The sequence below is a fragment of the Mycolicibacterium fluoranthenivorans genome (assembly GCF_011758805.1).
Taxonomy (GTDB): domain Bacteria; phylum Actinomycetota; class Actinomycetes; order Mycobacteriales; family Mycobacteriaceae; genus Mycobacterium; species Mycobacterium fluoranthenivorans.
Genome location: NZ_JAANOW010000004.1, coordinates 368,303 through 394,910, shown reverse-complemented (window position 1 = coordinate 394,910; position 26,608 = coordinate 368,303). Strand labels below are relative to the sequence as shown.

Sequence of the window (26,608 nt, the reverse complement as noted above, 5' to 3'; positions counted from 1 at the left end):
ATCGCAAAATGACTGATCTCATTCCCGAAGCTGCAATCGAGGAGCCGGGCGCCGTCAAGATCCGAATCGAAGGCTTGAAGAAGTCGTTCGGAGATCTGGTGGTGCTCAACGGTATCGACACCACGATCAAACAAGGCGAGGTCGTCTGCGTCATCGGCCCGTCAGGCTCCGGCAAGTCCACCTTCCTGCGGTGCCTGAACAAGCTGGAGGACATCACCGGCGGCAAGGTGACCATCGACGAGTTCGACCTCACCGACAAGAAGGTCGATCTGGACAAGGTCCGTCAGCACATCGGCATGGTGTTCCAGCACTTCAACCTGTTCCCGCACATGACGGTGATCGACAATGTCACGCTGGCGCCGCTGCTGACCAAGAAGATGGGCAAGGCCGACGCCGAGAAGAAGGCGCTCGACCTCCTCGCGCAGGTGGGGCTGGCGGAGAAGGCCCAGGTGAAGCCCTCCACACTGTCGGGTGGGCAGAAGCAGCGCGTCGCGATCGCGCGGGCACTGGCGATGAATCCGTCCATCATGCTGTTCGACGAGGCCACCAGTGCGCTGGATCCCGAGATGGTCGGCGATGTGCTCGAGGTGCTGCGCGCCCTCGCCCAAGGCGGCATGACGATGGTGGTGGTCACCCACGAGATGGGTTTCGCCCGGGAGGTGGCCTCCCGGGTGATCTTCATGGACGGCGGCAACATCGTCGAGGACGCCCCGCCGGCCGAATTGTTCGACAACCCGAAGCACCCGCGACTGCAGGAGTTCCTCTCGAAAGTCCTCTGAGGCTTTCTCGCCCGAATTTCGCCCACAGTCGCCGTGGCTGTGCCAAACTTACTTTCAAGTAAGGATTTGCCCCAGCGCAAGTGTCCCTGACTTGTGCACGGTGCGCCCCAAGGGTGTTCGCGCTACGGGTCGGTGCGGCAGCGGTGCCGTTGACCGCTTCTAGCTGGGCAATATTCGGCCAGGTGCGTGGTGTCGGGGAGGGTCTATGTCGTTTCGTCCCATGATCGGGGTTGCGTCGTCGGCGTCCAGGTCGCTCCTTGTCTTCGCTGTAATCGCAGGCCTGGCACTTTTATCCAGTGTCGGAGTGGGCGTGCGGCTGCTCGCCGGCACATTGGTGGCGATCGGCGGCAACAGCAACCCGAGCAGCGCCAGCATGATCCAAGAGTTGGGTGGTGATCCGCGGTCACTCGGAAGCCATCCCGGCTCGGTCGGGGTGGCCGGACACGGCTACCTCGACCCGACCAATCCCGCGTCGCCCTATTACGGCTACGACTTCCAGAAAGTCGGCTGGCCGTCACAGATTCCGTACACCTCCGGGTGGGACGGCAAAACCACCTTCGAACAGTCGCAGCAGCAGGGGCTGCTGAACGTGCAGGACGCGCTGGACTCGGCCCTGCTCACCGACGGGCCCGTCACCGTCGCGGGCTATTCGTCGGGTGCGAACGTCGTCGTCCGGGAGATGCGGTATCTGCAATCGATCGGGTCACCAGATGCCGACCGGTTGTCCTTTCTTCTCTTCGCCAGCATGAACCGTCCCAATGGTGGTATCGCGCAACGCTTTCCGGGATTTTTCCTGCCGCTGTTCAACGTCAAGTTCGACGGCAGCACACCGACCGACACCCCCTACAAGACCACCGATGTGAGCTGGGAGTACGACCCGATCTCGGACTTTCCGAACTATCCGCTCAACCTCCTGGCCGACCTGAACGCGCTGCTGGGTTTCGGCCTTCTGCACTCCAACTACTTCCCGGCGGATATGACCGGTCCCCGCGCCCGTCCGGATTACACCGACCCCGACAGCAACATCACCTATGTGACGCTGGCGGCGCCGGAGCTTCCGCTGCTGGTGCCGTTCAAGATGCTGGGTGTGCCCAAACAACTCCTGGATCTGGTGCGGCCGGCGCTGAAACTACTGGTCGACCTGGGGTATGACCGCTCGATCAACCCCGGTGTCCCCACCCCGGCGTCGCTGTCCCCGACGCCGCAACGGCTGATCGCGCTGCCGTTCCAATTGCTCAACGCCGTGGGTGTGGGTATCCGGCATGCGCTCAACCCGTCCTGGGACAAGGTGCCCACCGTCTCGGATGAGACGGCCGATCAGACTACCCTCGCCGCCGCGACGCCTACTGCGCTGCCGCAGGCGAAGACCAACACCCGCGTGGCGCAGAGCGCGGCGGAGGTCACCGCGAAAACCGCTACGGGCAAAGCCGATACGACCACCGCCGCCGATGACATCAAGAGCGACCCGGTCGAGGTCAAGGGCGCGAAAGCGGACGACACCACGCCCGCCGCGGCCGGGGGTGAGACCGGTGGCGCCGACACTGCGACGTCCGCCGAGGCAGACAAGTCGACTGCGTCGGCGAGCGATGATGCCGCCCCGCCCGCTCGTCGGCACCCCGCCGGCACCCACCGCCCGCACCGGACCAAGACACCCGCGGCGGATTCGACCACCACGTCGTCGCAGACACCCGACACCGACTCGTCCGACACCAATTCGTCCAACAGCGCCCCGCCGAAAGCCGGTGGCAAACACGGCGCCCGGGACAGGGACGGTGCGGCCGGTGATCGTGCACCGCGGAGCACCGGTGGCGCCGGCGAAGGTTCCGACTCGGACAAAAAGGCCGCCTAGCCGGTAAAACCAATGCAGCGGCCCCTGATGTGCGACGATGGTGACGATCTTGTCAAATAGATGCTGCGTAGCACCGGCCGCATGGGATGGATGTCATGGCTTCACGGGTTTTAGTTCGTCGTCTGGGGTTGACCGCGGGATGCGCGGCCCTCATCGCAATGGGCGGCCTCACGGCCGCGTGCGGTTCGGGTGGCAAGGAGGCGCCGTCGAGCACCACCACGACGACCACGACGACGACCACCACGACGACCGCGCCCGCGACGCCGACCGAGACGGTGTCTCCGACGCAGAAGTCGATCGACCCGACCGGCGGGAACCTCTTCACGCCCAGCGTGCTGGCTCCGCCGGCGCCGACGGAGCCCCCGGGCGTCCACCGTCCCGGATCGTCGTCGTAGGCGTAGAGAGGATCAGCATCGTGAACTCACGCATTCTGAGCCGCCGTCTGGGCGCCGTCGCCGGCGCCGCGGCAGTCATCGCACTGGGTGGCCTGACCGCGGCTTGCGGTAACAGCACCAAGGAAAGCCCCAGCAGCACAACGACCACCACCACGACGACGACCACGACGACCGCGACGACCGCGCCCGCGGCACCGAGCGAGACGGTGTCTCCGACGCAGAAGTCGATCGACCCGACCGGTGGGAACCTCTTCACGCCGTCGGTGTTGGCCCCGCCCGCGCCGACGGTGCCGGGCGGCCAGCATCATGGGATCAACGGCATCCCCTGATCCCCGACGTAGCGCAGGCATGACCGGTCGTCGCCGGTTGTGGGTGCTGGCGGCGGCGTTGCTGCTGGCAGCCGACGTTGCGCCGCTGTCGCGCCCGCCGGATGCCACCATCGCCGGTCCCTACGCCCGGCTGCTGGCCGCGTCCGCCGATCTGGGTGCGTCCCGCTCGAGTGACACGCAACTGACGGTCACGCTCGCCGACGCCCGCCGCCCCGAGGAGTTGATCGGCTGGGCCGCCGGGCGTGGTCTGTCGGTGCGGTGGCGGCCCGGTGATGCCTGGGCCGTCGTCGAGGGCCCGGCGGACCGCGTCGCACGTGCCTTTGCGGTTCCGGTGCGCGATTACCGGGGCCGCCGCGGCCAGGAGTTCTACGCATCCCCGCAGCAGCCCGCGGTGCCCGTCGAACTGACGAGCACGGTCAGCGATGTCGGCCGCATCCTCGGCTACACCCCGCACCACATGGCGCGTCCCGGTCTGCTGCCACTGGACGTGCCGCGCCAAGGGCTGAGCCCGGATGCGCTACTGACGGTGTACGACGCACAACCGCTCGCTGCTGCCGGCTTCACCGGCAAGGGGGCGACCATCGTGTTCTTCGAATTCGACGGCTACGACCAGAGCGATCTGGACACCTTCTCCGATACGTCGGGATTACCCCGGTTCACTCCGATCCTCGTCGGCGGCCAACCGGGCCCGTCGACGGGCGAGACGGTGATGGATCTTCAAGTGGCGCACGCCATTGCGCCCGATGCCCAACTGGTCGTCGTGAACGCGCTGCCCACCGTCGAGGGCGACGGCGGCTATCACAAGGTCGCGCAGCTGTTCGAGACCACGGATCGACAGTTTCCCGGAGCGGTGTGGAGCCTGTCGATCGGTTGGGGTTGCGACAAGTTGCACGGCACCGCCGACCTCACCCCGGTCCGTGCGGCGCTGGCGGCGGCGCAGAAGCACGGCACCACGGTGTTCGACGCGAGTGGGGACAACGGGGGCTTGGAATGCAAAGGCGGGCCGGACTGGTCGGCGCCCCCGGGGCCCGACGATATCGGCCTCGACGCGGTGGCGTCGATGCCCGAGGTCACGTCGGTCGGGGGCACCACGCTGACTACCGACGACCAGGGCCGGTGGCTTTCCGAACAGGCCTGGGTGGACGTGGCGATGTCACTGGGTAGCAGCGGCGGTGTCTCGAAGCTGTACTCCCGTCCCGCATTTCAGAGCAGTGTCGAGACAGGACGGGACACCACCCAGCGGTTGGTGCCGGATGTGGCGGCGGTGGCCGACCCGTTCACCGGGGTGCGCATTGTGTTCGACGGGCAGTCGAGAATCGGTGCGGGAACGTCGCAGGCCGCACCCATCTGGGCGGCGCTGACGGTGTTGATGAACCAGTATCTGCGCGCGCACGGCGGGCGGGCGTTGGGTGGTGACCTCAATCCGCTGCTGTACCAGGTCGCCTCGGGTTCCCGGCTGCCCGGTTTCCGCGATGTCCGGCTGGGGGCGAACGCAGTCGACGTCTCGAGTCCGGGCTATGACCTGGTGACCGGACTCGGTAGCCCGAGCGTCGACAGTCTGGTCCGTGATCTTCTCGCCTTACAGACCGGTGCCGCGCGGCGATGACGGCATTCGCGGCCGGCCCTGATCAACGGGTGCTGTGGCCCTCGGTGACCACCACCCTCTTCCCGTATCTGCCACGTGAGCGGCGTGCCCCGTTCCGCCTCGCGCTGGCGGGCGTGGTCGTCGTGCTGGCGGTATGCGCGGTCCTGCGCTGGCAGGCGCCGATGATCGGAACGGCCGCAGCCGGATTCCCCTTGGTGTTCGTGATGTATCTGCGCACCTGCGGCAGGTCGGGGCGTGCCCTGGTGACGACGGCATTGTTCGCGGCGCTGCTGGGCCTGGGATGGGCGCTGGTCGCGGGCGAGATCGTGGCCCAGTCCTACGACGTCGCCCTGGGATCCGGGGTCACGTTCGGGCACACCATGCTGGAGGGTCTCTCGATTCCGGTCGGCGGGGCGGTTCTCATGTTGTTGCCCGCCATCGCGGCGCGGCTGGTACCCGGATTGATCCGGGATCCCTTGGACGGCTACGTGTTCGGGGAGCTCGGGGCTACGGCGTTCACTGCGGCGGCGATACTGACCCGGCTCAGCCCGCAGCTGGCGACCGGGGTGTCCACGCCTGAACGCTCCGTGGTCGAACTTCTCGTCGAGGCCGGGATCCAGGGCATCGCGGTGCCGCTGATGGCCGCCGCAGTCGGTGGCATGGTCGGGGCGGCACTCGGTGCCCGCCGCCGGCGCGCTGTGGCGGTCACCGTCAGCGTGAGCGTGGCGCTGATCCTCTACGGTGTGCTGGGTGTGGCCGAAGTCGCCCCACTGCCGCAGAGCGTGCAGGTGGGAGTGCATCTGATGCTCACGGTGTTGGCATTGCTGACCGCACGCCTGGCGATCCAGGCCGGGGCGGGTCACGTCGGCGAGCAATCGGTGGCCGATACCCGGGTGCTGCTACCTGTCAGTGTTGGTGTCGTCATCTCGGCGGTGGTGGTTGCGGCGGTGTCTGCCGTGATCACGCCCGCGATTCCGAACTACAAGTGCCCGCCGGACTGCGGGCGACCGCCGATGGGCACACCCGTGGCGACCAACCCTCGATTCACCGCCGCCGACGGGTCGTTCTCGGTCGCCTATCCCGGGCCGGGTACCGCCTACCGGGCCACCCTCGATCCGGACGGGGTGACGCTGGATTTCCTCGCCGGCGACACCGGCACCGTGGAGCTCTTCGGTGAGCCGGCGGCCGGGCGTACGCCGCGTGCGATCGCCGAGGATCTGATCGCCCGCAGCTATCCCGACGCCACGGTGGACTACGAGATCCCCAATGCGGCGATCGGTTACCAGCCGGGATACGGAGTCTTCGCCGATGAGTACCCGCAAGATTCCTCCGGCACCTACACCAGGCTGCGCATCATGGTGATGGTTGCGGTGAAAAACGATGTGGCCCTGGTGGCTTCGGCAGTCGGGCCGTATCACGAGTTCAGTCCGTCATTCGGGATCGGGCACCCGTCCGGGGCGAATCTGCAACTCGCCATGGATATCGGCAAGTACGTGAACAGCTTCACCTGGCACGGCGACCCGCCGCGCTGAGACGGTCCTCAGGAGGGCCGGGGCATGGCGAAGAGGGCCTCCGGTCCGATCTCGAAGTAGTTGGCGGGCCCGCCGCTGCGCAGGATCGGACGAGGTCCGGCGGTGTCGTATACCCCGTCGACAAGGTGGTCCGGTTCGATGTGCACGGCGACGACCTCGCCGAGGACCAGCCAGGTGTCCAGGGCCCCACCGGCGGCGGTGGTGAGCTGAATGAGTTGCGCCAGTTTGCATTCGAAGTTCACCGGGCTCTCCAGCACCATCGCGGAGCTGACGATAGTCGCCGGAACGGGAGTCAGCCCGCTGGTCTCGAACTCGTCTTGATCGGCGGGCAGGGTGGCGGCAGTCCGGTTCATTCGTTCGGCCAGATCACGGGTGGCGAGATTCCAGACGAAGTTGCCGGTGGCTTCGATGTTGGCGACGGTGTCCTTCCATCCGATCGAGGAGAATCCGATGATCGGCGGATGGTAGTTGAATCCGTTGAAAAAGCTGTACGGGGCCAGGTTTCGCACGCCCTCTTGGCTGTGGCTGGAGATCCAGCCGATCGGGCGCGGGCCGACGATGGCGTTGAAAGGATCATGGGGTAACCCGGTCCCCTCCGCGGTGCGGTAGAAGTGGGCGTTGGTGCCGGCCATGTCAGCTCCTCATGGGGTTTCGGCGGGGTCGTGGTCAGTCGGCGTCAGGATGATTCCATGACGGTGGCTTTGGTGCAGGGCAATCCAGGGACCGCCGCGGGTGTCGCCCGGGCCGATGGCACCTTTCTATGTCGTGATCGGGATCCCCTATTGGACGGATGGAACGGGATAAAAGACACTCGGACACGTTCTCGCGCATCGTTGACTTGGAGTGATCTTGCCCGCACCGACTGTCGTTCTGGTCCATGGCGCGTTCGCTGATGCGTCCACCTACCAACCGGTGACCCGCGCCCTCCTCGATGACGGTGTGCCGGTGGTGGCGGTGGCGGTGCCCAACCGCAGTCTGACCGGAGACGCCGAGTACGTGCGGTCGGCCCTGGCCGTGATCGAGGGCCCGATCCTGTTGGTCGGACACTCCTACGGGGGAGCGGTGATCACGGTCGCAGGCGTGGCCGACAACGTGGTCGCGCTGTTGTATCTGTCCGGCTATGCGCTTGCCGTGGGCGAGAGCCTGGCCGAGATGCAGGGCCAGTTCCCGGACTCGGAACTTCCGCCGGCCCTGGAGCAGCGCCCCTTTCCCGGGGCGGGTGCGGCGCCGGGTGGCGTGGACGTGACCATTCAGCCCGGCAGGTTCGCCGCCGTGGTGGCCGCAGACGTGGACCCCCGCATCAGCGACGTTCTCGCGGTGTCGCAGCGTCCGCTGGCGGCCGCTGCGTTCGCCGAGGCGGCGCCCGTCGCCGCGTGGCGGTCTCGACCGACATGGGGTGTCGTATGCACCGCCGACCATGCGATCACACCGCAGGTGCAGCGATTCGGATATGAACGGGCCCAGGCCACGATTCGCGAAGTCGAATCGTCACATCTGGTCATGTTGTCGCAGCCCGGATTCGTGGTGGACCTGATCAAGCAGATCATCGAGTCGCTCAACTGAGCCGGGCCGGCCGCTGCGAAGATCCGGTCGGTACGCGATCCTGTTGCGGTGGAGTTACGTGGGCTGGAGTATTTCGTCGCGGTGGCCGAGGAGCAGTCTTTCACCCGCGCGGCGCAGCGGTGCTTTGTCACCCAGCCGACCATCAGCGCCCAGATCCAGGCGCTCGAGCGCGAACTCGGTGAACCGCTTTTCGACCGTGCCCAGCGCGGTGCAGTGCTCACCGACGGTGGCAGCCTGCTGTTGCCCTACGCCCGGCAATGTCTGCGGGCCGCTGAGGACGCCAAGTCCGAATTCTCGGCCCGCGCCGGCCTGCTGCGCGGTGAGTTGCGAATCGGCACCGGCGGCGGCGTGGAATACACGACGATCCCGACGCTCCTGGGCGAATTGCGGATGAAGTACCCCGGTATCGATATCGACGTTGCCGAGGCCCCGAGCAAGCCCCTGCTCGACATGGTCCTGCAGGGCCGACTGCACGCCGCGGTCATCGCCGCACCCAGCGATGACCTACCGCCGACGATCAGCTCGGCGAAGATGTTCGGCGAGCGGATCGTGGCGGTGTTCGACCCCACCGTCCATCCGTTGCCGGACAACGTCCAGCCAACCCTGGCGGCCGTCGCTGAATACCCGATCATCAGCTACCCGCGTACCAGTGCGCTGCGGGCACGTATCGAGGCGGCGGCCACCGAGACGGGGGCGTCGATTCAGGTCAACTACGCGGCCAACGATGTCCGGCTGCAGGTCGCCTTCGTTCAGCAGGGACTCGGCATCGCGCTGAGCGTGCGATCGGACCCCGCGCTGAAGGATTGCGGCCTCACCGTCCGCGACACCTCGCCCGTGATCGAGTTCGAGAAGATCTTGGTGTGGCGCAACGATATCGCCGAGCCGGCGCCACTGCGGGCGTTCTTCGAGATGTGGGCGAACATGACAGCGGCGGCCGATCCGTCCGGTGCGGCATCCTGAGATGGGCCGTCGCCCATGTGATGACATCATGACTCCATGACGGTGGTTTTGGTGCATGGCAATCCGGAGACCGACGCGCTGTGGGACCCGCTCGTCGAGGTGCTCGGCCGCGACGACGTGATCCGGCTTTCGCCGCCCGGATTCGGTGCGCGTGTGCCGCACGGCTGGGTGGGCACCTATCTGGACTACCGCGATTGGCTGGTCGACGAGCTGGCCCGGATCGACGGTCCGATCGACCTGGTCGGCCACGACTGGGGCGGCAACCATGTGGTGAATGCGATGATGCTCCGACCGGAGTTGGTGCGCAGCTGGGCCACCGACATCATCGGGGTCTTCGACCCGGAGTACGTCTGGCATGAGGCCGCCCAGATCTGGCAGACCCCCGGCGCCGGTGAACAATTCGTCGAGGCCCTGATCGGCGGGAGCGTGCAGGACAGGGCCGGGCGGCTGACAGCGCTCGGCATCACCGACGGCGTCGCCGCCAAGATCGCGGTGGGTCTCGGACCGGAGATGGGGGCGGCCATCCTCGGGCTGTACCGCTCGGTGTCGGGCGACGTCTTGGCCGAGGAAGGCCGGCGGCTCGGAAACGCGGCGGTCCGTCCCGGGCTGTGCCTGCTCGCCACCGAGGACCACTACACCGGATCGGAGGAGATCCGGCGCCGCGCCGCCGAGCGCGCGGGCGCGCGCACCGAGGTGCTCGAAGGGTTGGGCCACTGGTGGATGGTGCAGGATCCGGTGCGTGGGGCGGTGGCGCTCACCGAATTCTGGGATGCCCTGGCCACCGTGTGAGTTCGGTGGGCGCACCGCCCACGTGCGGCCGTTCCCCGGACCGGTGGACCTAACTGAAATGTGTCTTCGGCCGGGGCAGCCGCGCACCGTCGACGATGATGTCGAGCTTCTCGTTGTAGAAGGCCACCAGCCCGGCGATCGGCGCCACCGCGGCCAGCGGATAGCCGTACGCCCAGGCCAGGTCGTCGTGGGTGGTTCCGGCCGCGTGTACCGACCAGTAGCCGGTCGTGGTGCCCTTGTAGGGGCACAACGTCTGGGTCTGGCTCGCTACCAGGTGCTCGAAACGCACGTCGGTCCGGTCGATGTAATACCGCGTGGGTAAACCTGTTTCGAACAGCAGGACCGGGCAGTGTGTGTCGGCGAGCACCGTCCCACCGAACTCGACCACCACGTGGCGGTGGGAGCGGAGCGCATCGACCCGGGTGTACGGATTTCGCGGATGTCCGAGGATCCGTTCGTCCTCCTCGAACCAGTCCAGACTGGACCATTCGAAGCGCACCAGGCCGGGGACGAGCCCGTCGCCCTCGGGGTCATAGACCCGTGCCGCCGACGGCACGGTGACCTCGCCGGCACTGATCGCGTACGACCGGGATGCCCCGAACTGGCTGCGCTGCGGGTGGAGTTCGTCGACCAAGTGCTCCCGCCGCACATCGTCGAGGGGAATGTAGTACTGCGGGTAGTACGGCAGCTCCCACACGTAGCGGGCTGCGGTGGTGTCGAAGATCAGCTCACCGGCGCAGTAGCCACGCACCCGCCGCGGTGCCGGCTCCACCCGTCCCCGCTGCGCGGCGTGGTGCGGAAAGTCGGGCGAGTCGGCGGCCATGGGGCCATTCTCGCAATCGGGACGGAGCTCGTCAGGTCAGGACGGACTTGACCATCTGCGGGCATCTCGTCTTCACCGTCAGGCCGACGAGCTTCGTGGCCACGAGTTGGGGAATGCCCTGCATGGTGGCACCCGTGACCAACCAGGTCATCGTCTTGGCGCCGTCCTTCAAGGACGGGCAGATGGTCCGGGACACCTGTTTGACCACCGCCGGATTGCCGATCGAGAACCCCGCGGCACTCAGTGCGGCCAGGATCGCGTCATCGGCGCCGTCGGCATGTGCCGGCGCGATCGCGACCGGTGCGGCGGCGATCGTGGCGCCGACCGCGGCGGCCACGACGCGACCGGACAATGACCGGGCTTTCGGGTTCGACATGCGTTCACTATCGCGGGAGTTTGCTGAGATGTCCAGTTCGGACGCAAAGACGTGCTCGTTGGTCGGTACACGGGACCGAATCGTCGGCAAGGGAGTTTGCGGGCGGGTTCACCGGTATTTCGAGGGTGAATTGCCAGCGTGTCGTGGTCACCGGGTGCGGAAAACCCCGGGACGGGTCCTACCGTTCAGTCATGGGTTTCTTTGAAGTCGTCGAGACGGTCGGCAAGGTGATCGACGGCATCGGTGTCGCGGCGATCGCGGTCGGGGCGCTGCTGGCGCTGGGCGCCACCGTCAGCCGCATGCGGGACAAGGCTGGTGATCCTTATCGGTTCTTCCGGGAACAGCTCGGGCGTTCGATTCTGCTCGGCCTGGAGTTCCTCGTCGCCGCAGACATCATCCGGACGGTCGCCATCACGCCCACGTGGCAGAGCGTGGTGGTGCTGGCGGGCATCGTGGTCATCCGGACCTTCCTGAGCTTTTCGCTGGAAGTCGAGATCAGCGGGCGATGGCCCTGGCAAAAGGGGGCGTCGGCCGAGAAGGCGGAACCCCGAGCGGGTGACTGACCCGCACCACACCCGCGGTCGCTCGGCCCTGGCACGTCCCTCGACCGTCCGACACGCCGAATTGAATTGCGCGTGTCGAAAAGGGCCGGTACGCCAGAATGTCGTTTGGGTAGACAGGGGACCGGAGAGATTGGGTATGCGTGCGCCGGAGGATGAATTACCCCGCCCGTAAATATTCTCGGGTCGCTGCTTCGGTCATTGTTTCCCTGGTGACGCTGGCGGTGCTCTTCGTGGTACCGACATCGCAACGGCATCGGCCCATGGAATTCGGCCAGGTGGCGCCATTGGCGGCCTCGTCGTCAACCTTGGGGTTCGCCGACTCGCAGTTCTTTTTTTATAACGAAGAACAAGTCGCGCAGACCGTGCAACGGTGGGTCGCGAACAACATTCACGCCGTGCGAATCGGTATTCCGTGGGCGAATGTCGAGACGAAGAAGGGCATCTACGACTGGTCGCGTGCCGACCGTGTCGTCGCCGCAGCGGCTGGGGCGAACATATCGATCATCTGCGCCATCACCTCCAGCCCGCTGTGGGCGGCGGCTCCCGGTTCGATACCTCCCAACGGGCGGCCCGCATCGCCGGATGCGTACGGGAATTTCACCGCTGCCGTGGCGGCGCGCTACAAAGGCAAGATCGCGGCGTACGAAATATGGAACGAGCCCAATGGAATTTTCGGGTATCGGCCCGTACCGGATCCGAGCGGTTATACCGATCTGCTGAAAGCGGCGTACCCGAAGATAAAGGCCGTCGATCCTTCGGTGACGATACTCGGTGGCGTGCTCGGCTCGGGTAAATCGTGGAGCACGTGGACCATCAACCCGGTGACATTTTTGACGAAGATGTATGCGGCGGGAGCAGGCCCGTATTTCGACGCGTTGTCCTACCATCCCTATAGCTACACCATGAAATTCTCCGAGGGGATGTACCAGAGCGATTCCCCGGTCGAGCAGTTGGTGCGGCTCCGTCTGCTCATGTTGGCCAACAATGACCGGGCGAAGAGCATCTGGGTGACCGAATTCGGTGCACCGACCAACCGTGTCTCGGAGGACGCCCAAGCGGCTCTGATGTCCAACATGATCAGCAGTTGGCGCGAACTGCCGTTCGGGGGGCCGCTGATGCTCTACACGACGCGCGATCTCAACAGTTCGAGCGTGATGGAAGAGGACCGCTTCGGGGTCTACCAGGCCAACTGGACCGCCAAGAAGGCGCAACGAGTCGTTCAATCCCCGCCCGGTACCAGCGCTGTCTATCAGCGGTTCGCCACCGTCACCGACCCCGCACTGGGGGACGTGCTCAGTCCGGTGTTCGCCGCGTCGTCGACGGTGTGGGCGCAGTTGCGCACGTCGGCCATGTTGTGGGAACTGACGCCAGGCCAGTTCGTCTTGTCTCCGTCGCCTGTCGGGGATGTGGCCCGAGCGCGGCGAGTCGTCCCGTTGACGGCATTCGCGAACGGTTATCAGGACTTCACCGGCAGCACACCGGTGCGCGTGTGGTATTCGCCCGAAACCGGGGCGCACTGGGGGAGTAAGGAATTCGCCAAGGCGTGGGTGCCGCAACTGGGCCTTGCGACCTCGGATGAGAAGTGGGTGTTCGGCGGCAAGAAGATCATGTTCCAGAACGGTTCGATGACCTGGGCGCCCTTGGGCGGAACCAAGGTCTGGCTCAATCAGCAACGATGAGTGAGTCGCTGCCGGCGTAGGTCGGGCGGCGGGCTCGGTCCGGCGGGCGCGCTGCGTCCCGGAGTCGTTCGGTCATGGGTATGACGCCACCTGCCCGGCACCCCGATATCTATTTGACTTTGTCGGCGACCCTCTCCAGCAAACTCGCACACGCAACGTTGGGCGTGCTCATTCCGGTACCTGCAATTGGGGTGCCAGTTTCGAAGTAGTGGGGCCAAATATGCAGGATCTCCTCATCTGACCCGCCAATACTGGATTTGCTCGGTCGCCCGGGCCCGCTATGACAAACATCTCAAAGGTGGCATCTGCGTGCAGGTTTAGCGAAGTCGGCATCGTCCGACGGTGCGCGGGACCGATAAATTCTGGGTTTGCCTACGAGGCCATTGGGTACTCCACCTTCACGGCGCAGGGCAAAACAATTTACGGGAGGGTTAATACAATAGTTTGCTGTAAGGCGGTTGTGACTATGGCTCCGTCAGCAACCCCTGTGCTAATTTTTGTAAGCCAACAAAGGCGTTTGCTAGAGGGAGGACGATCATGGATCGACGTCAGGGGATGCTGCAGCGAGTTGCCACGGCCGCGGTCGTGAGCACCGGTGGGCTTGCGGTCGCGATGGGCGTTGCCACTGCTTCGGCGGGCGTGGCCGCGGCTGACTCGCAGCAGAACGTCATCACGCAGCTCGGGAACAATCTCGGGAAGCTGGGTAGCGAGCTGGGCAGGGCCGGCAGCAACGTCGGTGACCAGCTGGGTAAGGCCGGGAGCAATGCGGGCAGCCAGCTGGGTAAGGCCGGGACGAATCTGCAGAACCAGCTCGGTAAGGGCGGGACGAATCTGCAGAACCAGCTCGGTAAGGGCGGCACGAATCTGCAGAACCAGGTCGGCAAGGCCGGGACGAATCTGCAGAAGCAGGTCGGCAAGGGTGTCACCAATGTGGTGAACAGGATCGGCAAGGCATTCGGGGGCTGAGTCCTGTGCACGGTCGGCCGCCCTCGAGGTGGCCGGCGCGAAATCTCGATCGAGCATCTACCGGTCCGCTCGCACTGCGAGCGGGCCGGTAGATGTTTCTGGGGCAGGTCGGTGATTCGTTCCCCTGCAGAGCTATTCGATGCGCAGATCGGCCTGGGTGCGTCGCGGTGAGACTCCCTCTTCCGGTGGGCCCGTCGGACGGTCCGAGGTACGTTGGCTGGCGCACGTCCGGTGAGGCAGGGGAGGCAGCAGCGGTGCCGTCGACACGACCGTGGACCGGCGATCCGGTCTGGCTGGCCGATGTGCTCAGGGCCGAGGGGCTCGATGTCGTCGAGTACCCGGGCTGGCGGGACCGCGGACACGGCGATTTCCAGGACATCCGTGGTGTCATGGTGCACCACACGGGATCCGATACCGCCACCGCGGCGTCGATCGCCGAGGGCCGCCCCGACCTGGCAGGGCCGTTGTCGCAGTTGCACATTGCGCGGGACGGCACGGTGACCGTCGTGGCGCTCGGGGTCGCCTGGCATGCGGGTGTGGGGATGTATCCATGGGTGCCCGCGAACATGGGCAATTGGCACCTGATCGGCATCGAATGCGCCAACACCGGTACCAGTCCGCTCGCCCCTCATCGTCAGAACTGGCCCGATGCCCAGTATTTCGCGCTGGTCCGCTGTTGTGCGGCGATCAACCGGCGGCTGGCCCAGACCTCGGCACGCACCATCGGGCACAAGGAGTACGCGGGCTACGCGCAGGGCAAATGGGACCCGGGTGCGATCGGCATGACGTTGCTGCGCAGCGATATCGCCGTGCGTATCGGTGTGATCGCCGACCCGGCGCCGACCCCGCGCCCGCCCGTTCCGGTGGGCGAGTACACCGGAATCCTGCTGTATCGCGGTGTGCAGGGTCCGCAGGTATCCGAATTGCAGCGGCGGCTGAAGTACGCCTACGCGTCATACGCCGGAGGTCTGGTGGTGGACGGCGACTACGGCCCGCAGACCGAGGCCGCGGTGCGTGAGTTCCAGCGCCGCACTGCGGGCCTGGTCGTCGACGGGGTCGTCGGCCCGGCCACCGCGGCGGCGTTGCAGCTCAAGGTGATACCGGCAGACTAGCTCTGCTCGACGAGATTTCCCTCGCCGGATTGGTTGACCGCCGGTGAGCCGGAGTGGAACGCCACGTGGTTGTTGAACCCGCTGGCCGTGATGGCATCCGCCGTGTCCACGGTGACGTTGTTCTCGAAGCCGGACACCGTCAGGCTGGTGCAATGCCCGGTGATGGTGACCCGGTTGTTCGCGCCGCTGACCACCACCACGTTCTCATTGCAGGCGATGGTCTTGACGGCGCCGATGCCCGAGACGCTCACCGTGCTACCGGGCTGGGGCAGCGTCTGCGACGGCGCGGCGGTCGGCACCGCGGTGGGGGGCTGGTTCACCGTCGACCGCCGGCTGGGCGCAGCGCTGGTGATCAGGCCGCCGCCCCCGGAGATCCCCGGAGAGGTTCGGATCATCGTGGCGTTCTGGAGTATCACCCATGTGACGATGCCGCCGACGAGGGCGAGGATGCTGATCATGACCGGCAGGATCAACATCCACAGGCGAAACCCGGAACGTGGTGGTGCAGTGGGAAACCCGGACGGATACCCGCTGTGATACGACCATTGTGCGGTGGGCGGCGGAGGTGGGGTGTAGCCGTCGGCGCTGTACTGCTGGTCGGTGCCCAGTTCGGAAGCCCTGGCCATATCGCTGAGCGGCTGCTCGAGGGCCCGGATCCGGGCCTCGGGATCATCCTGCGGGTTCATGTGCAGATGGTCCCATATCGTTGAACTGTTGATGTCGAACCGTTGATGGTCCCGTCGGGGGCTTCGCTATCGCGAGCAGTCCAGTGAGACCGTGATGGTGCGCCGGACCACCACCGGGACGACGATGTCGCGGTCGCCGTGGCTGTCCACCTGGACGAGTCTCTTTTGTTCTTGCGGATTTCGGACACTGGTCACCACGCATCGATCCAACGGGGCGCTGCCGACCCGGTCGATGTTGACGTGATAGCCCTGCGATTCGAGTAGCCCGATGGTGGACACCGCGGATTCGGCGGACGCCGGCGCCGCGGTGGCGAGCGCCACGGCGGCGGCGAGTGGGACGAAGAGGATCGTACGCATACCGAGAACACGGCCTCGCGGTGGAAACGGTTCAACGACAACGAAAACCCGGCCGGAGACGCTCCGGCCGGGTTCCCATGCGCGCCCTACACCGGCACCGGAGTGCGCTCCGATGCCGGCTCTTCGGCGCGTGCCTCGTCGACCATGGTCAGCTCGTCGAACGGTGCCTGGCCGCTCAGCACGGCGTCGACCTTGGCCCGGTCGATCGTCTTGGTCCACGACCCGACCAGGACGGTGGCCACCGCGTTGCCCGAGAAGTTGGTCACCGCACGCGCCTCGGACATGAAGCGGTCGATCCCGACGATCAGGCCCACGCCGTCGAGCAGGTCCGGCCGGTGGCTCTGCAGGCCGCCGGCCAGGGTGGCCATTCCGGCGCCACTGACCCCGGCGGCGCCCTTGGAGGCGACGATCATGAACACCAGCAGCGACAGCTGTTCACCGAGGGACAGCGGATGGCCCATGGCGTCGGCGATGAAAAGCGATGCCATCGTCAGGTAGATCGCCGTGCCGTCCAGGTTGAACGAGTATCCGGTGGGGACCACCACGCCGACGGTGCTGCGGTCCACGCCCAGGTGTTCCATCTTGGCGATCAGCCGGGGCAGCGCCGACTCCGAGGAGGAGGTGGAGAAGATGAGCAGGTATTCGCGGGCCAGGTAGCGCACCAGCTTGAAGATCGACACGCCGGACACCGCGCGCAGCAGCACACCCAGGACACCGAACACGAACACGATGCAGGTGAGGTAGAAGCCGAGCATCAGTGCCAGCAGTTGGGTGACCGCACTCCAGCCGGTCTGCCCGACGACGTTGGCGATGGCACCGAACGCGCCGATCGGGGCCAGCCACAAGATCATGGTGAGTACCTTGAACACCAGCTTCTGCAGATGCTCGATACCGCGCAGGATGGGCTCGCCGGCGGTCCCCATGGCCTGCAGCGCGAATCCGACCAGAAGCGCAACGAACAACGCCTGCAACACATTTCCCTCGGTCAGTGAGGACAGCAGCGTGTTCGGGATGATATGAGTGACGAAGTCCATCAGGCCGCCGGCCTGATGTGCCTTCTCGGCCAGGGCGGCGCCCTGGCCCGCGGTCTTCTCCGACAGGTGCATACCGGAGCCCGGCTTGAGCAGGTTGCCGACGACCAACCCGATGCCGAGCGCGACGGTCGACATGATCAAGAAGTAGACGAAGGCCAGCCCGCCGACGCGCCCGACGGTGGCGGCTTTGCGGACCGAGCCGATGCCCAGCACGATGGTGCAGAAGATGACCGGCGCGATCATCATCTTGATCAGGTTGACGAACATGGTGCCCAGGACACCGACGTCCTTGCCGATGGAAGGGGCGAGGAGGCCGACACCGACACCGATCACGACGGCGGCGATGACGGCGATGTACAGCCAGTGGGTGCGGTCCCGCTTTTTGGTAGGGGTGTCCTGATGCGAAGTCATGTAAGGATGGTCGAGGAGTAAGTGATCGGGGTCACGTTTTAGTTCATTTCGTTCAGCTGGGGGTGACGGTGCGCAGGTGGTGGCCGGCCGCATCGCAGTGGTCCCTGGCAGGTCAGGCGATCGCCCTGCAGATCCTCGTGGTCGTGGTCGTGGTGCTGGCGGGCAGCGGCCTGGCCCTGCTGGACGCCCGCCGGGACGGCGATGCCGCCGCCCGTCAGCAGGTACTGGGCATCGCGACAGCACTGGCGGATTCCCCGTCGACCGCGGCGGCGCTCGAATCGGGCTCGGCGACAAAGATATTGCAGCCGATGACCGAGGCCGTGCGCACCGCCACCGGCATCGCCTTCATCACCATCATGACGCCGGACGGAATCCGGTTCACCCATACCGATCCCACCCAGATCGGCGGGCACTACCTGGGCACTCTCGAACCGGCGTTGCGCGGTGAGACGTTCACCGAGGTCTACACCGGCACCCTGGGGCCCTCCATCCGGGCGGTTGCCCCGGTGCGGGCGCCCGACGGCCGCATCGTCGGCATGGTGTCGGCGGGCATCACCCGGCAGACCCTGGCGCAGCGCTGGCAGGCGCAGATCCCGATCATCGTCGCGGTCACCGTTGCGGCGTTGGGGATTTCGCTGCTCGGTGCCTGGGCCATCCGGCGACGTCTGCTGCGACAGACACACGGGTTGCGGCCCGACGAGCTGCGGGTGATGTACGACCACCACGACGCCGTGCTGCATTCGGTGTCCGAGGGTTTGATCGTGCTGGACGGTCGCGGCGTGGCTCTGGTCAACGATGAGGCGCGCAGACTGCTGGGCCTGCCGGAGGGGCCGGTGACCCGTGCGGACCTCCCGGAGTTCCTGCGCAGCCACGATCCGGGAGTCCGGGACGAGCTGCAGGTGACCGAGGATCGGGTGCTGGTGGTGAACCGGGCGCTGGTATCCGAGGCATCCGGCGGGCGGGGGCGTGGCGACCGGGGCATGGGCACCGACGAGGTCGTCACCATCCGCGACCGCACCGAGTTGCAGGGCGCCTTGGGCGAACTCAGTGCCCTGCAGGTGCTCACCGATTCCCTGCGGGCCCAGGCCCATGAACAGGCGAACAAACTGCACACCGTCATCACCATGGTGGAGATGGGCCGCCCCGAGGAGGCGGTCGCCGTCGCGACCCGGGAACTCGAACTGTCCCAGCACCTCGTCGACAGGTTGTCGCAGTCCCTGAACGAACCGGCGCTGGTAGCGCTGCTGCTGGGCAAGACTGCTCAGGCCGACGAACGGGGCATCGCGCTGACCGTCACCGAGGACACCCAACTACCCTCGGATATCCCGCTGACCGGGCAGGAGATCGTCACGGTGCTGGGTAATCTGATCGACAACGCGCTCGACGCGTGTGACCGCGACGAGCCGTGGATCGAAGTGACGGTGAACCAGGACGACGAGGCGTTGACGATTCGAGTGGCCGACAGTGGGCCCGGGATGGATCCGCGGACGTTCGAGCGGGCGATGCGCCGTGGGTATTCGACGAAAAGTGATGCGGCGGGCCATGGTCTGGGCTTGGCGTTGATCGCGCAGGTGGTCAACCGGCACCATGGCACGATCGCCGCGGAGGTGACCTACGGGTCGGTGGTCACCGTGACGGTGCCGCGATGAGCGCTTGCGCGAAGAGCAGAGTGCGCCGATGAGCGCTTGCGCGAAGAGCAGAGTGCGCCGATGATCCGGGTGTTGATCGTCGAGGACGAGCCACTGATCGCCAAGGCCCACCGCACGTATCTCGGCCGCCTCGACGGGTTTTCGGTGGTCGCGGTGGCACACACCGCGCGTGACGCGATGCGGGCCGCGGCGGAGGCGCAGCCTCCCGTCGATCTGGTGCTGCTCGATCTGGGGTTACCCGATGCCAGCGGGATCGCGCTCGCGTCGGCGCTGTCGGGATTGGCACCCGCGCCCGACATCATCGCGATCACCTCGGAGCGCGACCTGGAGATGGTGCGGGCCGCCGTGGCGCACGGGGCACTGGCGTACTTGCTCAAGCCGTTCACCTTCGCGGCGTTCCGGGACCGGCTGGAGCGCTATCGGCGTTACCGCAGCGCGTTGCCTGCCGGGACCGAAGCCGCCAGCCAGGCCGAGGTGGACCGGGCCTTCGCCGAATTGCGGGTGGCCACCGACAAGGCCGTCTCACCGAAGGGAGCGGCGCCGCACACCACCGACGAGATCGCCCGGGTGGTGCGGGACAGTCCGAACGGTCTGACCGCTGATGAGGTGGCCGAGCGGGTCGGGGTGTCGCGGGTGACGGCGTGGCGGTACCTGGAGCGGCTCGCCGACGACGGGACCGTCGCTCGGGGCACCGACTATGGGAAGGCTGGGCGTCCCAAGACGCGCTATCAATGGCATTGAGTGCCGGGTGCCCCGTTGCCGGCCGGACATCACGGGTCGGCAAAGAATTCTTTCGGTTCTAGCAAATGTCCAATTTGGGAATTATGATTCTGCGAATTGGTATTCCGAAAGGGTTGCGGGTGAGTTCGACCAGGGTGAGTACGTGGGCAATCGCATTCGTGGCATTCTCACTTGCTTCCCTCGTTTCGGGAGGCGGCGAGGCGGGGGCGGTGCCGCAATCGGAAGCGGCCGCCGGTGGGCGCACGGTCACGGTCAACACGGGCAGTTTTGACCTGACGGTCCGCTCGGCGCCGTCGGCGACCAGCCAGAAGATCGGCAGCATCGCCGATCACTCGAAGGTGGTCATCACCTGCTATGCCCGTGGCGTGGTGTTCAGCGGCGGTCCCTATCACTTGAGCACCGATTTGTGGAACAGGTTGCAAAGTGGCGGTTATGTCACCGACGCGATGCTGGACACCGGTTCCAATGATCCGGTGGTACCGCCCTGTGAGACCGAATCGACGCGGCTGACCACGGGACGCGCCGTGGGCCGCAAGGCGCAGAACAATCCGGGCCGCGATGGCACCGATATGTGGGCCGCGTTCGAGAAGTGGTATTTCGTCTCCGGAAAGCAGTTCTATCCGGCGGTCGGTGGCGCGCCGAAGGATCTCGCGGGTGCGGCCAGGTCGTCGGGTTGGTCGGTGGCCGGCGATCCGCAGTCCCGTGCGATCGTCGTCATTCCGCCCGGAGTGCTCGATGCTCCCGCGGCCGGACATGTGGCGTGGGTGGACACGGTGTCGAAACGCACCGATGGCACGTATCTGCGGATCACCGAGATGGGTGGGCCCGGCATGGGCCCCGGCACCTGGTCGGCGCGCGACGTAAAAGCCCAGAAGGGCCTTTCGTACGTGCTGCTGCCCTGACCCTAGGGCGACTCCATAGCTAATTTGACAGCAACGTCAAATCGGCGGAATTCCGATCATGGCGCCGCGGTTGGTGCCGCGGATACTGGGCGTCGGGGCGGCGGATTTGCTGATGTGTCGGGTGTGATATGCCGCTCATTTCCGGTTCCCGCGTTGCGGTCGCCGGTGGTCGCGGGTTGTTCGGGGCGTCTGGCTGGCAATTGCTGGCTCCGCATCTTCGGTGCTAGACGGCCCGCCTGGAATTGCTGAACGAAGGTCACAACTGCATAACGAAAAGTTTTCTAATAAGTGTCTGAGAGGTTGACGGCAGATCGTGAACCGGTCCCGTTCGAGCCCGCTGTCGCGCCGTTTTTCGTCGCTAGAATCAAGGACGAACGCGCCAACCACGGCGCATGGCGACTGAATCTAGTGCCGGTGCCGACATACCGGCGGAGGTGTCGAGGAAATGGCAAGTGTTGTTGTGCGCGCGAATGATGCTGCGCTGACCGAATCGCGGACGGCGTTCGCGGGATCGGTGCTGATCGGACGTGGTGTCATCGCCGACGTGGCTGCCAATTCCACGACGATCGTGGCTGCCAACCACAGCGACGACTCCGTCACCGTGGTCCGCCCGGACACTGTCACGGGCCCGGGCCAGGTGCCCGTGCAGGGCGAGCCCACCGCCGTCGCACTTGCCGACGACCGCGCGTACGTGCTCACCAGCACCGCGGAGGTGGACAGCGTGGTGGTCGTCGACACCCGCGCCAACACGGTCGTGGCCACTTATCCGCTCGCGTTCACCGCGACCGCGATCGAGGTGAGCCCCGATGGCAAGCGCGCCTACGTGGCGCGCACCGGTGACGACCATGTCGATATCGCTGTCATCGACACCACGGCCGAGCGGGTCGGCACCATCGACATTCCCGCGGGCGTCGGCGCCTCGATCGACGGGCTCCGGATCGCCCCGTCCGGTCGCACCCTGTACGCGGCCGTCACCACGATCTCGGGCAGCCGTCTGCTGATGATCGACACCGAGACCGCACGCGTGCGCAAGGCCCTGTCGCTGGGTGCGCCGATCCGCGATCTCGCCGTCACCAAGACCGCCGCGTACGTGCTGACCTCGGATATCACCGACCTGGGCGCGATCGTCGTCGTCGATCTCGCCGGTTTCACCGTCAACCGCACCATCGCGGCCGGCTCGCTGCCGATCCAGATGGCGATGTCGGCGGACGGTTCGCGAGCCTATGTCGTCGACTACGACCAGGTTGCGGTGCTGTGCACCGTCACCAACGACGTGTTGGAGACCATCACGGTCGGGTCCCGCCCCACGGCGGTGGCCCTGAGTGACCAGGGTGACCGGCTTTACGTCACCGACGTGGAAGGCGAGATCACCGCGTTCCGCGTGACGCCGCCGCCGATGTACTCGCCGTTCGAGGCCATCGCCTTCGCCGACGAGCGCGAACTCGAGCCGGTCGGCGTCTAACGCGTGCCGTTGATCGACCGGTTGCAGTCCAGCGACACCGAGATCGACTGACTGACCGTCTGCTGCACGAGCACCCGTTCATCGGTGCCCGGCCCGACATAGGGCACCCACTGTTTGACCGTGTTCGGATTGCGGACGTTGGTGACCACGCACTGGCTCATCGGCAGGGTGCCGGTCCGGTCGATGTTCACGGTGTAGCCCTCGGACTGCAGGCGGTTGATGGTCTCCTGCGCCGTTTCCTCGGCGGCGGCGATCCCGGTGGACAGGGTGATCGCGGCGCATACGGCCGTCACGGGCAGTAGCCATCTCATTCGCATATGTCCATCATGACCCATGTCGCAGGTTTGCGGTGCAGTCGAGCGACACCGAGATGGACCGGCTGACCACCACCTCGACATAGTCGTAGTCGTGTTTGCCGTTATGGCCGTTGTCCACCCGGATCAGCCGGGTGATGGTTTGCGGGTTACGCACACTGGTGACCACGCACTGATCGATCGGGGCGCTGCCGACCCGGTCGACGTTGACGGTGTAACCCTCGGACTCCAACCGGCCGATGGTGTCCAGCGCGGATTCGTCGGCGTGTGCCGGTGGCGCGCACCCGAGCAGTACGGCCGCCGCCAGTGACACGGTGGTGAGATACGGACGCATGACGCGCCCCCTGTCGATGTGGTGAACACTTCCTGTGAACTACATCGTCCGCCGGCGGTGATTCGTTGCAGGTGCAACCCGGGCTGGCGCTACCATCGCGGCGGTGTACTCCACCATGCAGAATTGGCCGTTGACCATCACTGCGATCCTGCGCCACGCGTGCGGCGTCAATGGGGACCGCGTCGTCACCACCGCCACCGGGCAGGGCGGCCACCGCAGTATCACCTACCGCGAAGTCGGTGAACAGGCCGCCCAACTGGCGCACGCGCTGCGCGGGCTCGGTATCACCGGGGACCAGCGGGTCGCCACCTTCCAGTGGAACAACGCCGAACACCTCGTCGCCTACCTGGCCGCCCCCGCGATGGGCGCGGTCCTGCACACCCTGAACATCCGGCTGTCGCCCGAACAGATCGCTTTCATCGCCAACGAGGCCGAGGACCAGGTGATCATCGCCGACGCCTCACTGGTGCCGTTGTTGGCCCCGGTGCTGCCTCAGCTGAGCACCGTGCACACCGTGATCGTGGTCGGTGACGCTGACACCAGTGTGCTGTCCGGCCCCGCGGTGGTGCGCTATGACGAACTGCTGGCCGGCCAGCCCACAGAATTCGACTGGCCCGAGCTCGACGAGAACTCTGCGGCCGCGATGTGCTACACCAGCGGCACCACCGGAAACCCGAAAGGTGTTGTCTACAGCCACCGTTCGAGCTATCTGCACGCGCTGACAGCATGCACCGCCAACGCCCTGGACGTCAGCTCCAGCGACGTGGTGCTGCCCATCGTTCCGATGTTCCACGCCAACTCCTGGGGCCTGCCGTATGCGGCGTTGATGGCCGGAGCCGACCTGGCCATGCCGGACCGGTTCCTGGATGGGACCTCGCTCATCGAGCTGATCGAAACGCGGCGGCCGACGGTGGCCGGGGCGGTCCCGACGATCTGGAACGATGTCATGCATTGCCTGGAAAGGTCTCCGGGGCACGATGTGTCGTCGCTGCGGCTGGTGGCCTGCGGCGGTTCGGCGGTGCCCGTGTCGCTGATGCGGACCTTCCAGGAGCGGTACGGCGTCTACATCCAGCAGGCCTGGGGGATGACCGAGACCTCCCCACTGGCCACGGTGGCCAAACCGTTGCCCGGCGTCTCCGAAGAGCGGCACTGGCAGATGCGCGCGACCCAGGGCAGGCCGATGTGCGGGGTCGAGGTGCGCATCGTCGACGACGCGGGCAACCGGCTACCCGATGACGGTAAGGCGATCGGTGAGCTGGAGGTGCGCGGGCCGTGGATCACCGGCGGTTACTACCTGGGCCGGGACACCGAGAAGTTCGACAGCGGCTGGCTGCGTACCGGAGATGTCGGCCTCATCGACCCGGACGGTTTTGTCACGTTGACCGACCGGGCCAAGGACGTCATCAAATCCGGCGGCGAATGGATCTCGTCGGTGGAGCTGGAGAACCTGCTGATCGCCCACCCGGCCGTCCTGGAGGCCGCCGTCGTGGGTGTGCCCGACGAGCGCTGGGAGGAACGGCCGCTGGCCGTCGTCGTCCTGGACGAAGGCGCCTCGGCGGATGCCGCCGAGCTGCGGGAGTTCCTGGCCGACAAGGTGGTTCGGTGGTGGCTGCCGGAGCGGTGGACGTTCATCACGCAGGTGCCGCGCACCAGCGTCGGCAAATACGACAAGAAGACCATCCGGGCCCAGCACGCCGACGGCGGCTACGAGGTCATCATCCTCTGACCGATCTGCGCCCAAGTGATCAAACGGGCGCGAAAGTCCCAGGACCTTCGCGCCCGTTTGTCAATCTCGGCGCAGGGTCAGCGTTCGGCGCGCTGGTAGGCCGTGACCACGGCCGCGCCACCGAGGCCGATGTTGTGCTGCAGCGCGGCTGTCACCCCGGCCACCTGCCGCTTGTCGGCGGTACCGCGCAGCTGCCACGTCAGCTCGGCGCACTGCGCCAGCCCGGTGGCGCCCAGCGGATGGCCCTTGGAGATCAGGCCGCCGGACGGGTTGACCACCCACCGGCCGCCGTAGGTGGTGTCGTCGTTGTCGATCAGTGTCGGGGCCTCGCCCGCACCGCACAGGCCCAGCGCTTCGTACAGCAGCAGTTCGTTGGCCGAGAAGCAGTCGTGCAACTCGATCACCTGGAAGTCGGCGGGGCCGAGTCCGGATTGGTCATAAACCTGTTGTGCAGCTTGGACATTCATGTCGTAGCCGATGATGTTGGCCGCGCTGCCGTCGAAGGTCGAGGCGAAGTCGGTGGTCATGGCTTGGCCGACGATCTCCACAGCCTGACCGGCCAGGCCGTGCGAGTCGACGAAGGCCTCGCTGGCGAGGATGGCCGCACCCGAACCGTCGGAGGTGGGCGAGCACTGCAGCTTGGTCAACGGGTCCGAGATCATCTTCGAGCCCAGGATGTCGTCGAGGGTGTATTCCTCCTGAAACTGCGCGTACGTGTTGTTCACCGAATGCTTGTGGTTCTTGTAGCCGATTTTTGCGAAGTGCTCGGCGGTGGTGCCGTATTTCTTCATATGCTCACGCCCGGCCGCGCCGAACATCCACGGCGCCACGGGGAAGGCGAACTCGTCGATCTGGGCCAGTGCCTTGACGTGCCGGCCCAGCGGCGATTCGCGGTCCTGAGCGCCGCCGCCGAGGGAGCCCGGCTGCATCTTCTCGAACCCCAGCGCCATCGTGCAGTCGGCCAACCCGCCCCGAATTGACTGCGCCGCAAGGTACAGCGCCGTTGAACCGGTGGAACAGTTGTTGTTGACGTTGACGATCGGGATGCCCGTCATGCCCAGCTCGTAGAGCGCGCGCTGGCCCGAGGTCGAGTCGCCCGAGCAGTACCCGACGTAACCCTGCTGCACCTCGGCGTACTCGACACCCGCGTCGGCGAGCGCCTTGGTGCCGGATTCACGAGCCATGTCAGGGTAGTCCCAGCCCTCTTTGCCTGCCTCATGGTCCGTTCCGCGAGCTCCGCGTCCGCCTGGCTTCTCGAACTTGGTCATCCCGACCCCGACGACGAACACCCGATTCGGCATGGTGATCCCTTTCGCTTCATTGCAGTCGGGATCGAACATACTTCTCAGGCAAAGGCGTCGGTGTACTGCGGGCAGTAGTAGTCGATCGACATGACCACGAAGGCGGCGGCCTGCCGGGTGGTCAGGTCGGTGTGGGCGAGGATGTCCCGGCCGATATCGGTGCCGGAGGCGCCGGCCTTGAGTTCTGAGCAGACCTGGTGCGCATTGCCGATGACCGCGGAGGCGGAATCGTAGGAGATGCCCTCGTCGGCGATCTCGCTCAGGAACGCGGTATCGGTCTGCGAGGTGATCGCGTTCGCGGTGCCCGCCGAGGCGAACGCCGCCAATCCCAGCGCCAGCCCGGACATCGTGGTGACGAGTGCGGTGCGGGCGAAAGTGCTGAACATAGGCT

General features: G+C 66.2%; 28 protein-coding genes. 18 read left to right on the top strand and 10 right to left on the bottom strand.

What is annotated here, in order from left to right:
* The first annotated feature begins 8 nt into the window (after positions 1-8).
* The 6 genes from FHU31_RS28425 to FHU31_RS28400 all read left to right on the top strand — a co-directional run bounded on the left by FHU31_RS28425 (position 9) and on the right by FHU31_RS28400 (position 6,469).
* The gene (locus tag FHU31_RS28425; protein ID WP_167164313.1) at positions 9-779 is read left to right on the top strand and encodes an amino acid ABC transporter ATP-binding protein; all 771 of its coding nucleotides are present in this window, start codon (positions 9-11) and stop codon (positions 777-779) included.
* Positions 780-1,089: 310 nt separating this feature from the next.
* Positions 1,090-2,628, top strand: coding sequence for a PE-PPE domain-containing protein (locus FHU31_RS28420; protein WP_167164311.1), 1,539 nt, complete (start codon positions 1,090-1,092; stop codon positions 2,626-2,628).
* Between the two features lie 158 nt (positions 2,629-2,786).
* Positions 2,787-3,023: a hypothetical protein gene (locus FHU31_RS28415; RefSeq protein ID WP_308206706.1), complete on the top strand. Its 237-nt coding sequence runs from the start codon at positions 2,787-2,789 to the stop codon at positions 3,021-3,023.
* Between the two features lie 17 nt (positions 3,024-3,040).
* A complete protein-coding gene (locus FHU31_RS28410) occupies positions 3,041-3,352 on the top strand; it encodes a hypothetical protein (RefSeq protein WP_409371174.1) in 312 nt (103 codons plus the stop codon).
* Between the two features lie 19 nt (positions 3,353-3,371).
* A complete protein-coding gene (locus FHU31_RS28405; RefSeq protein ID WP_167164305.1) occupies positions 3,372-4,958 on the top strand; it encodes a S53 family peptidase in 1,587 nt (528 codons plus the stop codon).
* Positions 4,955-6,469 (top strand): zinc ribbon domain-containing protein, encoded by a 1,515-nt coding sequence (locus FHU31_RS28400; protein ID WP_234901696.1) that lies wholly within the window; start codon positions 4,955-4,957, stop codon positions 6,467-6,469. Before FHU31_RS28405 ends, FHU31_RS28400 begins: the two co-directional genes overlap by 4 nt.
* An 8-nt stretch (positions 6,470-6,477) precedes the next feature.
* Here FHU31_RS28400 and FHU31_RS28395 read toward each other — a convergent pair whose 3' ends face one another.
* Positions 6,478-7,101 (bottom strand): flavin reductase family protein, encoded by a 624-nt coding sequence (locus FHU31_RS28395; RefSeq protein WP_167164304.1) that lies wholly within the window; start codon positions 7,099-7,101, stop codon positions 6,478-6,480.
* 217 nt (positions 7,102-7,318) lie between these two features.
* Between FHU31_RS28395 and FHU31_RS28390 the strand changes: the two genes are divergently transcribed.
* From FHU31_RS28390 to FHU31_RS28380, 3 genes are read left to right on the top strand one after another with little or no spacing between them, the layout of a single operon-like run.
* Positions 7,319-8,032, top strand: coding sequence for an alpha/beta fold hydrolase (locus tag FHU31_RS28390; RefSeq protein WP_167164302.1), 714 nt, complete (start codon positions 7,319-7,321; stop codon positions 8,030-8,032).
* A 48-nt stretch (positions 8,033-8,080) separates the two neighbouring features.
* Positions 8,081-8,992 carry a LysR family transcriptional regulator gene (locus FHU31_RS28385; RefSeq protein WP_167164299.1) on the top strand — a complete coding sequence of 304 codons (912 nt, stop codon included), beginning with the start codon at positions 8,081-8,083 and terminating at the stop codon, positions 8,990-8,992.
* A gap of 36 nt (positions 8,993-9,028) precedes the next feature.
* Positions 9,029-9,781, top strand: coding sequence for an alpha/beta fold hydrolase (locus FHU31_RS28380; RefSeq protein WP_167164297.1), 753 nt, complete (start codon positions 9,029-9,031; stop codon positions 9,779-9,781).
* A gap of 49 nt (positions 9,782-9,830) precedes the next feature.
* Here FHU31_RS28380 and FHU31_RS28375 read toward each other — a convergent pair whose 3' ends face one another.
* Both FHU31_RS28375 and FHU31_RS28370 read right to left on the bottom strand, forming a co-directional pair.
* A complete protein-coding gene (locus FHU31_RS28375; protein ID WP_167164295.1) occupies positions 9,831-10,604 on the bottom strand; it encodes a DUF427 domain-containing protein in 774 nt (257 codons plus the stop codon).
* A 31-nt stretch (positions 10,605-10,635) separates the two neighbouring features.
* Positions 10,636-10,980 carry a DUF732 domain-containing protein gene (locus tag FHU31_RS28370; protein ID WP_167164293.1) on the bottom strand — a complete coding sequence of 115 codons (345 nt, stop codon included), beginning with the start codon at positions 10,978-10,980 and terminating at the stop codon, positions 10,636-10,638.
* Between the two features lie 191 nt (positions 10,981-11,171).
* Between FHU31_RS28370 and FHU31_RS28365 the strand changes: the two genes are divergently transcribed.
* The 4 genes from FHU31_RS28365 to FHU31_RS28350 all read left to right on the top strand — a co-directional run bounded on the left by FHU31_RS28365 (position 11,172) and on the right by FHU31_RS28350 (position 15,300).
* Positions 11,172-11,543 (top strand): DUF1622 domain-containing protein, encoded by a 372-nt coding sequence (locus tag FHU31_RS28365; RefSeq protein WP_167164291.1) that lies wholly within the window; start codon positions 11,172-11,174, stop codon positions 11,541-11,543.
* Between the two features lie 152 nt (positions 11,544-11,695).
* A complete protein-coding gene (locus tag FHU31_RS28360; protein WP_167164289.1) occupies positions 11,696-13,222 on the top strand; it encodes a cellulase family glycosylhydrolase in 1,527 nt (508 codons plus the stop codon).
* A gap of 537 nt (positions 13,223-13,759) precedes the next feature.
* Complete coding sequence (locus tag FHU31_RS28355) at positions 13,760-14,188, top strand: hypothetical protein (protein ID WP_167164287.1); 429 nt, start codon at positions 13,760-13,762, stop codon at positions 14,186-14,188.
* A gap of 254 nt (positions 14,189-14,442) precedes the next feature.
* A complete protein-coding gene (locus FHU31_RS28350; protein WP_167164285.1) occupies positions 14,443-15,300 on the top strand; it encodes a peptidoglycan recognition protein family protein in 858 nt (285 codons plus the stop codon).
* On the opposite strand, the gene FHU31_RS28345 is transcribed toward FHU31_RS28350, so the two are convergent.
* The 3 genes from FHU31_RS28345 to FHU31_RS28335 form a co-directional block, all read right to left on the bottom strand.
* Positions 15,297-15,986, bottom strand: coding sequence for a DUF3060 domain-containing protein (locus FHU31_RS28345; RefSeq protein ID WP_167164283.1), 690 nt, complete (start codon positions 15,984-15,986; stop codon positions 15,297-15,299). The two genes, FHU31_RS28350 and FHU31_RS28345, sit on opposite strands and share 4 nt — an antisense overlap.
* Before the next feature lie 66 nt (positions 15,987-16,052).
* Complete coding sequence (locus FHU31_RS28340) at positions 16,053-16,343, bottom strand: hypothetical protein (RefSeq protein WP_167164281.1); 291 nt, start codon at positions 16,341-16,343, stop codon at positions 16,053-16,055.
* An 86-nt stretch (positions 16,344-16,429) separates the two neighbouring features.
* A complete protein-coding gene (locus FHU31_RS28335) occupies positions 16,430-17,788 on the bottom strand; it encodes a cation:dicarboxylate symporter family transporter (RefSeq protein WP_167164279.1) in 1,359 nt (452 codons plus the stop codon).
* 68 nt (positions 17,789-17,856) lie between these two features.
* On the opposite strand from FHU31_RS28335, the gene FHU31_RS28330 reads away from it, so the two are divergent.
* From FHU31_RS28330 to FHU31_RS28315, 4 genes are all read left to right on the top strand, one after another.
* Positions 17,857-19,437 (top strand): sensor histidine kinase, encoded by a 1,581-nt coding sequence (locus tag FHU31_RS28330; RefSeq protein ID WP_167164427.1) that lies wholly within the window; start codon positions 17,857-17,859, stop codon positions 19,435-19,437.
* A gap of 60 nt (positions 19,438-19,497) precedes the next feature.
* Positions 19,498-20,178 (top strand): response regulator, encoded by a 681-nt coding sequence (locus tag FHU31_RS28325; protein ID WP_167164277.1) that lies wholly within the window; start codon positions 19,498-19,500, stop codon positions 20,176-20,178.
* Positions 20,179-20,387: 209 nt separating this feature from the next.
* Positions 20,388-21,080: an amidase gene (locus FHU31_RS28320; RefSeq protein ID WP_263987823.1), complete on the top strand. Its 693-nt coding sequence runs from the start codon at positions 20,388-20,390 to the stop codon at positions 21,078-21,080.
* Between the two features lie 445 nt (positions 21,081-21,525).
* Positions 21,526-22,542 (top strand): MmpL3/TtfA transport complex stabilizer, encoded by a 1,017-nt coding sequence (locus tag FHU31_RS28315; RefSeq protein WP_167164275.1) that lies wholly within the window; start codon positions 21,526-21,528, stop codon positions 22,540-22,542.
* Here the strand turns inward: FHU31_RS28315 and FHU31_RS28310 are convergent.
* Positions 22,539-22,859, bottom strand: coding sequence for a hypothetical protein (locus FHU31_RS28310; RefSeq protein ID WP_167164273.1), 321 nt, complete (start codon positions 22,857-22,859; stop codon positions 22,539-22,541). The genes FHU31_RS28315 and FHU31_RS28310 overlap by 4 nt on opposite strands.
* A gap of 7 nt (positions 22,860-22,866) precedes the next feature.
* The gene (locus FHU31_RS28305) at positions 22,867-23,190 is read right to left on the bottom strand and encodes a hypothetical protein (protein ID WP_167164271.1); all 324 of its coding nucleotides are present in this window, start codon (positions 23,188-23,190) and stop codon (positions 22,867-22,869) included.
* 103 nt (positions 23,191-23,293) lie between these two features.
* Here FHU31_RS28305 and FHU31_RS28300 point away from each other — a divergent pair, with 103 nt between their 5' ends.
* A complete protein-coding gene (locus FHU31_RS28300) occupies positions 23,294-24,916 on the top strand; it encodes a fatty acid--CoA ligase (RefSeq protein WP_167164269.1) in 1,623 nt (540 codons plus the stop codon).
* Between the two features lie 77 nt (positions 24,917-24,993).
* Here FHU31_RS28300 and FHU31_RS28295 read toward each other — a convergent pair whose 3' ends face one another.
* Positions 24,994-26,217, bottom strand: a complete 1,224-nt coding sequence (locus FHU31_RS28295; protein WP_167164423.1) for a lipid-transfer protein — start codon at positions 26,215-26,217, stop codon at positions 24,994-24,996.
* A 44-nt stretch (positions 26,218-26,261) separates the two neighbouring features.
* Entirely contained in the window at positions 26,262-26,603 is a 342-nt protein-coding gene (locus FHU31_RS28290; protein WP_167164267.1) for a DUF732 domain-containing protein, read from the bottom strand.
* Between the last annotated feature and the right edge of the window lie 5 nt (positions 26,604-26,608).

Coding starts and splice junctions, on each gene's coding strand:
- FHU31_RS28405 (WP_167164305.1), top strand. CDS start 3,372: ATGACCGGTCGTCGCCGGTTGTGGGTGCTGGCGGCGGCGTTGCTGCTG.
- FHU31_RS28325 (WP_167164277.1), top strand. CDS start 19,498: ATGATCCGGGTGTTGATCGTCGAGGACGAGCCACTGATCGCCAAGGCC.
- FHU31_RS28345 (WP_167164283.1), bottom strand. CDS start 15,986: ATGAACCCGCAGGATGATCCCGAGGCCCGGATCCGGGCCCTCGAGCAG.
- FHU31_RS28335 (WP_167164279.1), bottom strand. CDS start 17,788: ATGACTTCGCATCAGGACACCCCTACCAAAAAGCGGGACCGCACCCAC.
- FHU31_RS28305 (WP_167164271.1), bottom strand. CDS start 23,190: ATGCGTCCGTATCTCACCACCGTGTCACTGGCGGCGGCCGTACTGCTC.
- FHU31_RS28400 (WP_234901696.1), top strand. CDS start 4,955: ATGACGGCATTCGCGGCCGGCCCTGATCAACGGGTGCTGTGGCCCTCG.
- FHU31_RS28310 (WP_167164273.1), bottom strand. CDS start 22,859: ATGCGAATGAGATGGCTACTGCCCGTGACGGCCGTATGCGCCGCGATC.
- FHU31_RS28360 (WP_167164289.1), top strand. CDS start 11,696: ATGAATTACCCCGCCCGTAAATATTCTCGGGTCGCTGCTTCGGTCATT.
- FHU31_RS28340 (WP_167164281.1), bottom strand. CDS start 16,343: ATGCGTACGATCCTCTTCGTCCCACTCGCCGCCGCCGTGGCGCTCGCC.
- FHU31_RS28415 (WP_308206706.1), top strand. CDS start 2,787: ATGGGCGGCCTCACGGCCGCGTGCGGTTCGGGTGGCAAGGAGGCGCCG.
- FHU31_RS28425 (WP_167164313.1), top strand. CDS start 9: ATGACTGATCTCATTCCCGAAGCTGCAATCGAGGAGCCGGGCGCCGTC.
- FHU31_RS28370 (WP_167164293.1), bottom strand. CDS start 10,980: ATGTCGAACCCGAAAGCCCGGTCATTGTCCGGTCGCGTCGTGGCCGCC.
- FHU31_RS28290 (WP_167164267.1), bottom strand. CDS start 26,603: ATGTTCAGCACTTTCGCCCGCACCGCACTCGTCACCACGATGTCCGGG.
- FHU31_RS28395 (WP_167164304.1), bottom strand. CDS start 7,101: ATGGCCGGCACCAACGCCCACTTCTACCGCACCGCGGAGGGGACCGGG.
- FHU31_RS28375 (WP_167164295.1), bottom strand. CDS start 10,604: ATGGCCGCCGACTCGCCCGACTTTCCGCACCACGCCGCGCAGCGGGGA.
- FHU31_RS28365 (WP_167164291.1), top strand. CDS start 11,172: ATGGGTTTCTTTGAAGTCGTCGAGACGGTCGGCAAGGTGATCGACGGC.
- FHU31_RS28315 (WP_167164275.1), top strand. CDS start 21,526: ATGGCAAGTGTTGTTGTGCGCGCGAATGATGCTGCGCTGACCGAATCG.
- FHU31_RS28295 (WP_167164423.1), bottom strand. CDS start 26,217: ATGCCGAATCGGGTGTTCGTCGTCGGGGTCGGGATGACCAAGTTCGAG.
- FHU31_RS28355 (WP_167164287.1), top strand. CDS start 13,760: ATGGATCGACGTCAGGGGATGCTGCAGCGAGTTGCCACGGCCGCGGTC.
- FHU31_RS28380 (WP_167164297.1), top strand. CDS start 9,029: ATGACGGTGGTTTTGGTGCATGGCAATCCGGAGACCGACGCGCTGTGG.